The organism is Vreelandella lionensis, from assembly GCF_002087295.1.
Taxonomy (GTDB): Bacteria; Pseudomonadota; Gammaproteobacteria; order Pseudomonadales; family Halomonadaceae; genus Vreelandella; species Vreelandella lionensis.
In genome coordinates, this window is record NZ_MWVI01000091.1 from 1 (window position 1) to 9,062 (window position 9,062).

Here is a 9,062-nt window from a genome sequence, read left to right on the forward strand (position 1 = left end):
AGTCTCCGGTAAAGCCGGGGCGGTTCAGTCATCATATTCTGGGATTGTTGGCTAAATGACTGTTTCGCTTCTTCTGTTCTCTGGGTCGCTTCACTAAATGCCTGCGACTTAGATAGGCTCTCCCTCATGTCTGCCGCTCTTAGGCCTACGTTCGTATCCTGCCCGCTCATATTCGTAACTTGAGATGCCCCAACGCCGACATGGTGTGCCGATACCTCTTCCCCAGAGCTGTAGCGGTAGGTTTGGTGAGCATTCATGTTCGCGTTGTTCATGCTTACCTGGCCAGCCGAGGCTGCACCTGTAGACATGTTGTTCGCTGCTGTCGCCGCTTGTTGACTACCAGATGCCCTGTCCAAGACAGAAGTGAAGGCGTAACCGCTACCAGATACTAACCCCCACATGATGGCGGGTACTAAGGTGGACATAAAACCTGAGGCCATTACCATCTTGTCCGACATATCGCTAACTGCGCTCATATTTGGCCATGGTTAGACCATCAGCGAGGTATCCCGCTGTCTGACCCTGGAAATAGAGCATCATGATGTAGTTCACGATAGCGAGCCCTGGCCACCATAAAATGAGCCAGGTCATCACCTGGGCATACGAGGTGCCCATCTTCTTGCCTAAGCCGGGGACCAGCACTGCAGCAAACACAATCGGCGCCAGTCCAACCACGAATGCTGGAAGGATAGCGAAGAAATAGCCCGCCATATCCCGGAAGAGAATAGCTGTGCTATACCATCCAGATTGCTGGGCACGTCGAGCCTGCTCCATATTCAAGGCTGAGATCAGCTCGTTGGAGCCTGTGGCCATTGCTGCGTATTCATAGGTGCCAGAGTACATTTCTGCGATTGCGGCTTGTGGGGCAATCCCTGTGGCGTCCTGAACGGCACTCCCACCTGAAGCCCAGCGAAACGAATCATCCAAAGCGGCTTGTGCGAGCGCTGTTGATCCTGCTGCCTGCTGAAGCCAGAAAGGGGATGCTTCCCTCATACCGTTCAATAACGCGGGAGCTGCAGTCTGCAAACGGTTGTCAATGCTCGCGTAGGCCTCGTCACAAGCCTGCATGCCACCATTTGGATCGGTCGAGTCATAAACGACGGTATAAACTGCCCGGTTCAGGTTATTGCCTAAAACCCCCCATGCATTTTGTGAGGTAATTAGCGTCACCGGGGAGATTTTGCCGCTAAAAATATTCGGCAACGCACAGTCATTCATGAAACTTTGAATGCTTGATCGCAGGTACGGATCAGTCAGGCGAATCTTCTTCATGTCATTCAGCATGATTGCCGCCATGCCAACGGGAGCCCCCTCTGAAATACGTAGATTCTCGAAGTTTGGCGTCGTGAAGTTAGTTTCAATGCCGTTTGTAGCCCACATCCCTATCTCTGAGATGACAACAGCAGGAAGACCAATGGCTGCCGGAACGCCTTCAATTCTTTGAATGAATTGGGGCGACCCAACGCCATCCCACACCATGTCTTCAATAAGAATATCGACCTTCAAAGAGAACAGCATGTAGACAGTAAGAATCATGCCGGCAAAATACATGGCCACCTTTTGCAGACTTCCACCCAGGATTCCCGTAAAGCACATCGCAAGGAAGCCGGCCATCGCCAAGAACAGCGCCAAGTTCCTGAACCCAGGGTTTGAGTCAGGGTCAGTCAGGCGTTTAATCGCCTCCAGTATTTGCGCCAGCGCATAACCGTTGCCATAGCCATAACATGTCCAATTGTCACCACTTGCAGGCGTCATGGTCTCTGCGATTGCTAGCCCCGGAACAGCGACCAATCCAATAGCTACAAGGGCAGGAACAACCCATTTCACCGGTCCACCTCCCGAGCCATATCACGAGCGAAATCCATGCCGGATAGACCCATGGCATGAAGATTTCGCAACGTGGCGCGGTTGATCTTGTCAACCTGGCTCATTATGTTTTCCTGAGTCTCAGCCATAAGGTTAATTTGCTGAGCCTTCTGGGAGGTCATGACAACTAGCTCATTCTGGGCCTCGCGGAATTCACGCAAGATCTCACCCGGCACGGATGATGTCATCGATGTCTTAGCCGTTGCCTGGACGGCATGGCGAATGTACTCAATGGAGATCATGTAAGACAGAATGGTCGAGTTACCAACTACTAGGTCGTAGGCAAGGTCCGGGTAGGTCGCTGCAACATTAACTGCTTGATAGAGCGGGAAGGGCGCTGCTGCAATAAGGGCCTTTTGATAAGCGGTCAGTGGGGTGCCACTGGCAACGTTCTTAACCGCACCTTCCAATTCCATAATCACCGTTGGTCAAAAAGCCGTGGCCAAGTGATATATCCTCAACCTTTGCTTTGTTCGGGTTCCAACAGTCTCTCAGATCACTGTTGCTACAAGTATAAATCTCGGTAGCCTGGCCTGAGGCGCCTGACCATACCTTGTCCTCGCAAAAGCTGTTCACGAAGTCAGCGTATTCAATGACGGTCGGCGAGGCTTTATCACTTCCGCACAGGAATATGTCCAGCATCGCATCGGCAGTTTCGATGGTTGGCGCAAAGGTGTTCGAGTCGCCACTACCCCCTTTGTTGCGAACCTCAGTACCAATCCAACTCATCAATAGCTCGGCAAATATCTTGTTCTCTGCCCCCATGTTGTTGCTGCCATCTCGCCCAGGGGCAATACCTGCTTCTTGAAGGCCTAGCCATGTGCGGTTGCCATCAAGCTCTAAGGCCAGTGCGCGATCCCGCGGATTGTTGCTGAGGTGGTCTCGCACTTCGCGGCCCGAATCCGATTTACTATCACAAGTGTCCTGCTGGGCTGCCAGCCAGTCACTTTCCACGCCCTCAAACATCCCTACCGAACTACACCAGAGATTGCCTAATTCGCCGGAGTAGTCAGGGAACCCCTCAACCAGTGCGGTAGCAGCCTCACAGCTGTCCTGGGATAGTTTCGCCGCCGCCTGTGCCATGCGTTGTGCGAACTCAAGCACATCCCCACAAATAGGGCAGAGCTGTTTGAGCGCGAGCTGGAAGGAGAGGGCTACAACCCCTTTGGGCGATTTGCTCCAACATCTGCTGGATCTGTTCACTGTCGATATAGGAGAAGCCACCAAAATGCGCGTCGATTCCATTGCAGCCTACGTCTAGCCGCGGCGGGTCCATGTTGACTAGCGAGTAGCGGTTCTGAGAAAACCGCCTGGTCAAACCCCCCGGCCGTGTATCCATGCCGTGTCCTGGTCTCAAACGACGCTGCGCTGTTTGAGCTACTGAAGCCGCCTCCGGCACTGGATAGCCGGTCAAACGCATTTTCGAGTGCGTTGGCTTCAGCCAGGCTTGTGGTGGCCGTTATCGACATTCCGCTGATCACGACTGTTGCCACCATGGTTACCAATTTGTTTCTGGAGAACATTACTCAACTCCTTGGGGAATGCCGGCGCCGAGGCCACCGGATGACCGTTCCAGCATGTCGGGAACGCTGAAATCAACGGGAGGACTCGTGCCATCACCAACCGCCTCGAGGCCCTTTTCTGCTGCTCGTTGGATAGCACCAAAGAAGACCTCAATCCTCGAGGTAATCCGCTGCGCTGCTTCAACACCACTGGAGACGCGGAACCAAAGATCATCCTGTGGCAGGTAAAGCCAGAGGTCCGGTACCGCTTCGTCGGCAAGGTGGCCAGCAGCCTCTACTGAGCGTCCTGTGGTATCGCAGCTGTTCGAGAACTCTGGCATGCACCCCCCATCAAGTGGGGCGTTGTAAATGGTGAGCCCAGTACGTCGTTCGAGCTGCTTCATAACTGGTTGCATGTCATGACAGAATTGGCAGCTAGACCGGGTAAACCAGACGAGAAACCCATTCTGGTCATCTATCTCTTCCATGACCGCATTGCGCTTGCCATCGCGTGCTCGTGACGCTGCACGAAGCCCAAAGGAGGAGACGGGGCTATGTACGAGGGGGTTGAGGTCCTGGTTTTGGATCTGATTCCACTCCCACATCCTCGACATTGTGATGGCTTGGTCGACGGCCCATCGCATATACCGCTGAAAGGCCTCGACTGTCTCTGGATTGTTGGGGTTCATCACAGACTGGTTAAGCAGCATGTCGCGCTGCTTGGCTTGAAACTCGAAGCTCCCCTCTGGGTCGACAAACCCACAAGAGGGCTCCCACTGTTCTGGGTCCGTACAATCCAGCTCCTCTTCAGGCGTCTTGGCCATCGGTATCTCGACTGGGGGCTCTTCGGGCTCTTCTTCCTCATCATCATCTAAGTGCCCCCAGAACCAACCGCATTCGCGAGCATTATTGCTATCAAGGCAGGCTTGCCCTCGGTCTCCACCAGGCTGGGCTATAGCGGTCGAACTCAGCGTTAGCAAAAGCGCCAGCATTAGCCGCAGAAATGGCGCCGGCAAAGGGCCAGCGGTAATGTGTTTCATAGCACAAGGCTCCGTATCAATATCGCGGCAATGGCCCAGGCCAACAGCACGGGCCAAAATTCTGAAGTGCCGCCATCCCACAGCTTCAGGGAATGGCGTTTGGCGGGGTGCCACACAGGGACTCCCAAAGGGGTGCCAGCATCTCCAATGACGTGAGAGAGCCCACCAACCGAGAAACCTAAGAGAAGGGCGGCAAGCAATGGCGAATCAGGTAGCCAAACGGCCGATGCCACTGCCAGCCCTAGCCAAGGGAGCAACCAGTGGGTCACAGTCCTATGGGGTATGAGCGTGGCTGGACCAATGCGGATCTCCAGCCAGTCAGGTGCCGTTGATCCAGGCAGCGCCATCGCCGCCACCGCCAGCGCAGACATCCCGCCATAAAAGGGTGTCATAATCGCACCAGCCGATGCGCCAAGCGCCAGGCCGAATAATCGATGAGCGTTCCCGGTCAAGCTGCCTCCAAATACCTGTGTCATGCACGCGAAAAAGCCCCAACTCCACAAGGGGATGGGGCTATGGAACGTTAATCATGATGGGATTGCTGTCGCTGGATAATTCGGCGTCGCTGTGCGATCGCTCCCTTGAGCCGAGCTGACAGGTGTGCATCCAGTTGAGCGCTATTGACCCAGCGTTCGGCCGAAACCAATCGCTCAACATCTGAGTTTTCAATCTCCGCTAGAATCGCTTCGCGCGATGCCAAACGGTGACCGTTCGATACCCGCTTCTCTGATGGCTCAGGCTCTCCTCGAGAGAGAAGCACTGAGGATTCCACAGCGGCGTTATAGGGAGCATTTCCATCATCGTCCGGGCCTTGAGCAAGGCCTAGAAGAGCCATCAACCCATAGCGACGTGCATACGTCTGGGCTGACGCCACACCATGGCTATCAAGGGTCTCAACGGGCATCTCACAGTAAGAGCCAATGTACTCCCCAGAAGGACCATGAATGAGCATGGTCTCCATCACCATAGCCCCCACTGTTCCGCGCACAGGTGCCTGAACCAGTGCAATTTCAAACTTATTCAAGACGGCACGAATGCTGCCGATTATAATTGCGAGGCTTGCATAGCGGTTGTCGTACATCGGATTCGTAGAATCCGGTGCGATCAGACCACCAAGCTCGCCTGCACTGAAGCCAGGGCTTTGCCGATTCTGGCGATCGAGTCACTGCGATTCATAACGTGCTCGCCTCTCATACCCCCAGGTATCGGGGTCTCATGAGGGGTAGGGGCGCTACTGACAGACAAACGGGAGGTGGTATTGAGATTACCGAGAGGAGTGGCAACGCCGCTGAAGTGACACGATCCAGCGGATAAATCAAACAAACGTTTAATTTAAAAGAAAGTAGGGAGAAGTGATGCACCACGCAAGGGAACTAGAATCATTCCCTAGGCCCCATATAACCTTAGTCTCAGAACGAATAACAGATAATAAAAGCAAGGCTTGTTATGGAATGACAGATAGGGCGGTAACTTTGGACCCTGTGCTCAGAGCCTTGAGCACAGAATCACCGCCCGGAGGCATGCTATCCACGCTAAAAAGCGCCAATGCCACAGAAATGCGCTTCAAGCGAGGTAGAGTGAAATGACCTAAGTGATCAGTAGCTGCTTGACCCAAACAGATTCAGCAAATATATAAAAATGCATCCTTCCTCCCGAATCCCATCATGCTGAAAATGAAAAACCCTCCTGACAATGGATGTCAGAAGGGTTTGAAGGGTTAAGCAGCTTTGCTCTTGCGGGGAAATCCCGTGAGCCCACTACTGGTGTACACATCAGCCCAATCAACGCTCACATCAGTTGAGCTGGATGCATCAGGGATCTTTATCGAAGCTCGAATCCCTTTCTCTAAAAGCCGAGCCTGGAGCACTTCCGCTGCGTGCTGACCAGCCTTGCGTCCTTTCCTGTCGGGTAGGTCACGATCAGCCCAAATAACGACTTCCGTGACGCCCTCAGGCGGCTCGAACGACCTCATTAGGGAAGCTGACAGTACCGGCCAGACAGGCATTCCCGTAGCAGCCCGAATAGCTAGCGAGGTCTCAATACCCTCAGCCACACCGATAACGCCGGCTGTAGCTGTGCCTAAGCGAATAGCACCACCGTGGACATCACCATCCTTCACCCCACAGGGAACAGCTTTTTAGCCTTGCTCACAGGCGCCTTCTCTACCACACCATTTTCTGTGCGGTTGAGATACGTCCTATGCATCGTGACAGGCTTTCCAGCCGCATCCCTGACAATGGTTATCAGTGCAGGGTAGTAGCTAACCACTTTGCCTTTCTCGATGTATGCCATCCTAGGGTGGAGGCGTGCCTCCGTCTCGAGAACGCTAAGCATCGGCTTTACAGGCAACCCGCGGAACTGCAAGTAGCTCGCCAGCATGAAGCGACCTTCGCCTCTTCCCAGGGGTAGAGCTTCTTCCCAGCGCTTGCGCAGCGTTGGCCGGATGTCCTGCTTTTCCTCGACCTGCCGTGGCGGTGGCCGTGATACTGTAGGCGCCAGCGGCTCAACGGATTGTTCACCGAGAGCCCCCATTACCTGCTCCAGTATTTCGGGAAGAGCCCAGCCTTTCAGCTCTTTCAACAGGCTAAAACCATCCCAGTTACCGCAAGTGCAAATGGCCGTACCCCGTTGCTTGAAGCCGCGATCGAGGCGGAAGTCTTCCTTGCCACCATGTATCGGGCAATCGATGTGATGTCCCGGGTGGGCAATTGCATGCTCCAGCTCGGGGCACAGTGCCTGAAAGACCGTATCCCATTGACCTTCCGCGACACGCTTCACATCAGCAATTTCGTACTTGTTGCTATTCCTCATGATCTGCTCCTCTCTCATTTCCGGTCACCCGGATCTCACAATTAGATAGGGCGACCAGTGACGGCTATGAAGAGGTAGGGGAGACACTGCCACCAAAGAAAAATGTTCCGCATGCGAAACAATGGCAGTTGGAAGTCCTATACAGAGAAAAGCCCCTCCCGATTAATCGGAGAGGGGCTTGAAGGGTGCCTAGTCGTTCAGTGTGTGGCTAAGCCGCGGAATGCGTCTTGAGCCACTTCTGTTGCCAGGCAGCTTTGTCCTGCTCACTAATACTTTGCAAGCAGTTGCCAATGAGGCGGGCCACAGCACGAAATGCACAATGCACCACTACTTGGCCCAGCAGTAACTCGACCAAGCATGGTCACGCATACCGAGCTATACGGAACTGCTTCATCACTTCGGGGCAGAGGGATTGCGGCGTGTGAGGCTCCCTATGTGATGGTTGCATGAAGAGCAAGGGGTAGAGCCGGATCACCAAGCAAAGCGGATCGACTCAGAGAAAAGACGTATTCAAGCGTGTCTAAGTTCTATGCCGTCCGCTTCGCTATCAGACCAAGTGCTGCAAGCCTGTTGGCTGTAATTGGAAACCCGTATAGAGGCGGGCACAACGACCCCACCTCCGCACGACTTGGACTAAACGCGGCAGCCGCATTGTTACTCAATACTGACAGAGAGGGGCAGCGGCTACCTAACCAGGGCGATGTGGACAGTTACTTGAGTGCGGTGCCCGGACAAGCAGCCTTGGTGACGGGGTTTACCAATTTCTTAAATCGCCAGCGTGCCACCACACTGACCCCTAGGGTGGATGAGAAACGGGCAAGAAAACGGCGAAAAGAAAAGTTGGCTCGCACCATGACTCAAATGGCTAAGTGTACTGATCAAGGGGAGGAGTGGAAGGAACGATGGATCGTCACTACCATGGAATACTGTCATGACAAGAAAGTATCTAAAAAAGCACTCCGTCAACAGACCATAGAGCATTCAGGAGACGGGGTTCGGGTTAGCATGGAGGGCGTGAGCTACTGGCTGCCTATTGTATAAGAGTAAAACGTTAGCTCTGCTGTTTGTCGTTAGGTGCGCTATGGGGGCCGCCCCGGCCTTTTGGCCGGAGCGGTTCAGTTAAGGGAATTAAAGCATACCTTTTAGCTCCCCGTAGTCTCCTCCAACACGCAAGACCACGGTCACGTCGTTGTCATTGCGGTTACGGAAGAACCAGCCGTGGTTGCCGGTGAAATCAGCTTCCAGCTCTCCCTCATCTTCGGGTACGCCACGCCCCTTCTCGTAGCTGATGGAGTTCCCATTGCCAGTCAAAATTAAGTGGCCCGCCGTCGGACGCCCAAGCGAATGTCGCGACAGCACCTTCTTCCATCGTTAGCTTATACTCGGTACCTTCACCCGGCGTGAGTGTGAAGGTCACCTCATCACCCCATGCCGCAGTTTCTTCAGTTGCCTGGGAAGGTGTCTCCTCAGCGGCAGGAGCGCCAGCAAGGGCTACGTTTGCTTCAGTCTGCACCATCTCTTGGTCTTCTGGTAACGAAGCGGCTACCTGCTCCGTCTCTACGTCTGAAGTTGGCGCAGCAGTAGCGGTTGCAGCCGAAGGTTGGCTATCACTAACGGCCTCTTGAGGTGCAGCGGGTTCAGAAGCCTGTTGGACACTGGCTTGGTCGAGCTCGGCTTCCTCAGCCAACTGGGTCTTGATTTCTCCCATCTCCGTCAGCCCCAACAAGCGCCCAGCGCCGGTCGGGTCAATGGCATACTCAGCAGGTAGCACGACGCTGATCAGCAAAGCGACGGCAATAACGACTGCCATCAACGTAGAGCGAAGTAACTTACCCGTTGACGG

The 9,062-nt window shown here is 54.2% G+C and carries 12 protein-coding genes; 1 reads left to right on the top strand and 11 read right to left on the bottom strand.

Annotated features, from left to right (window positions below; all coding sequences use genetic code 11):
- The 10 genes from B4967_RS18375 to B4967_RS13845 form a co-directional block, all read right to left on the bottom strand.
- Positions 1-458: hypothetical protein (locus tag B4967_RS18375; RefSeq protein ID WP_207953637.1), on the bottom strand; the 458-nt coding region annotated here is incomplete at its 3' end.
- 4 nt (positions 459-462) lie between these two features.
- Positions 463-1,827: a conjugal transfer protein TraG N-terminal domain-containing protein gene (locus B4967_RS13805; RefSeq protein ID WP_083025798.1), complete on the bottom strand. Its 1,365-nt coding sequence runs from the start codon at positions 1,825-1,827 to the stop codon at positions 463-465.
- Positions 1,824-2,282: a hypothetical protein gene (locus B4967_RS13810; protein ID WP_083025800.1), complete on the bottom strand. Its 459-nt coding sequence runs from the start codon at positions 2,280-2,282 to the stop codon at positions 1,824-1,826. The genes B4967_RS13805 and B4967_RS13810 overlap by 4 nt, the downstream gene beginning before the upstream one ends.
- Positions 2,260-3,069 carry a conjugal transfer protein TraH gene (locus B4967_RS13815; protein ID WP_161491525.1) on the bottom strand — a complete coding sequence of 270 codons (810 nt, stop codon included), beginning with the start codon at positions 3,067-3,069 and terminating at the stop codon, positions 2,260-2,262. Before B4967_RS13815 ends, B4967_RS13810 begins: the two co-directional genes overlap by 23 nt.
- Positions 2,963-3,286: a conjugal transfer protein TraH gene (locus B4967_RS21405; RefSeq protein WP_083025804.1), complete on the bottom strand. Its 324-nt coding sequence runs from the start codon at positions 3,284-3,286 to the stop codon at positions 2,963-2,965. The genes B4967_RS13815 and B4967_RS21405 overlap by 107 nt, the downstream gene beginning before the upstream one ends.
- A 102-nt stretch (positions 3,287-3,388) precedes the next feature.
- Positions 3,389-4,408 (bottom strand): conjugal transfer protein TraF, encoded by a 1,020-nt coding sequence (gene traF, locus B4967_RS13825; protein WP_083025805.1) that lies wholly within the window; start codon positions 4,406-4,408, stop codon positions 3,389-3,391.
- Positions 4,405-4,860, bottom strand: coding sequence for a metal-dependent hydrolase (locus B4967_RS13830; protein WP_139794515.1), 456 nt, complete (start codon positions 4,858-4,860; stop codon positions 4,405-4,407). Before B4967_RS13830 ends, traF begins: the two co-directional genes overlap by 4 nt.
- A 71-nt stretch (positions 4,861-4,931) precedes the next feature.
- Positions 4,932-5,516, bottom strand: coding sequence for an ERF family protein (locus B4967_RS13835; protein WP_340638781.1), 585 nt, complete (start codon positions 5,514-5,516; stop codon positions 4,932-4,934).
- A 609-nt stretch (positions 5,517-6,125) separates the two neighbouring features.
- Complete coding sequence (locus B4967_RS21410; RefSeq protein ID WP_083025810.1) at positions 6,126-6,527, bottom strand: toprim domain-containing protein; 402 nt, start codon at positions 6,525-6,527, stop codon at positions 6,126-6,128.
- Positions 6,524-7,219 carry a DUF7146 domain-containing protein gene (locus B4967_RS13845; RefSeq protein ID WP_083025811.1) on the bottom strand — a complete coding sequence of 232 codons (696 nt, stop codon included), beginning with the start codon at positions 7,217-7,219 and terminating at the stop codon, positions 6,524-6,526. The genes B4967_RS21410 and B4967_RS13845 overlap by 4 nt, the downstream gene beginning before the upstream one ends.
- A 516-nt stretch (positions 7,220-7,735) precedes the next feature.
- Between B4967_RS13845 and B4967_RS19720 the strand changes: the two genes are divergently transcribed.
- Positions 7,736-8,260 (top strand): hypothetical protein, encoded by a 525-nt coding sequence (locus B4967_RS19720; RefSeq protein ID WP_243470600.1) that lies wholly within the window; start codon positions 7,736-7,738, stop codon positions 8,258-8,260.
- Positions 8,261-8,471: 211 nt separating this feature from the next.
- Here B4967_RS19720 and B4967_RS13855 read toward each other — a convergent pair.
- The coding region (locus B4967_RS13855; protein ID WP_243470601.1) for a hypothetical protein at positions 8,472-9,062 on the bottom strand (591 nt) is incomplete at its 5' end.

Bases quoted from the DNA above. Each gene is read 5' to 3' on its own strand.
- B4967_RS13845 (WP_083025811.1), bottom strand. From the start codon at position 7,219: ATGAGGAATAGCAACAAGTACGAAATTGCTGATGTGAAGCGTGTCGCG.
- B4967_RS21405 (WP_083025804.1), bottom strand. From the start codon at position 3,286: ATGCGTTTGACCGGCTATCCAGTGCCGGAGGCGGCTTCAGTAGCTCAA.
- traF (WP_083025805.1), bottom strand. From the start codon at position 4,408: ATGAAACACATTACCGCTGGCCCTTTGCCGGCGCCATTTCTGCGGCTA.
- B4967_RS13810 (WP_083025800.1), bottom strand. From the start codon at position 2,282: ATGGAATTGGAAGGTGCGGTTAAGAACGTTGCCAGTGGCACCCCACTG.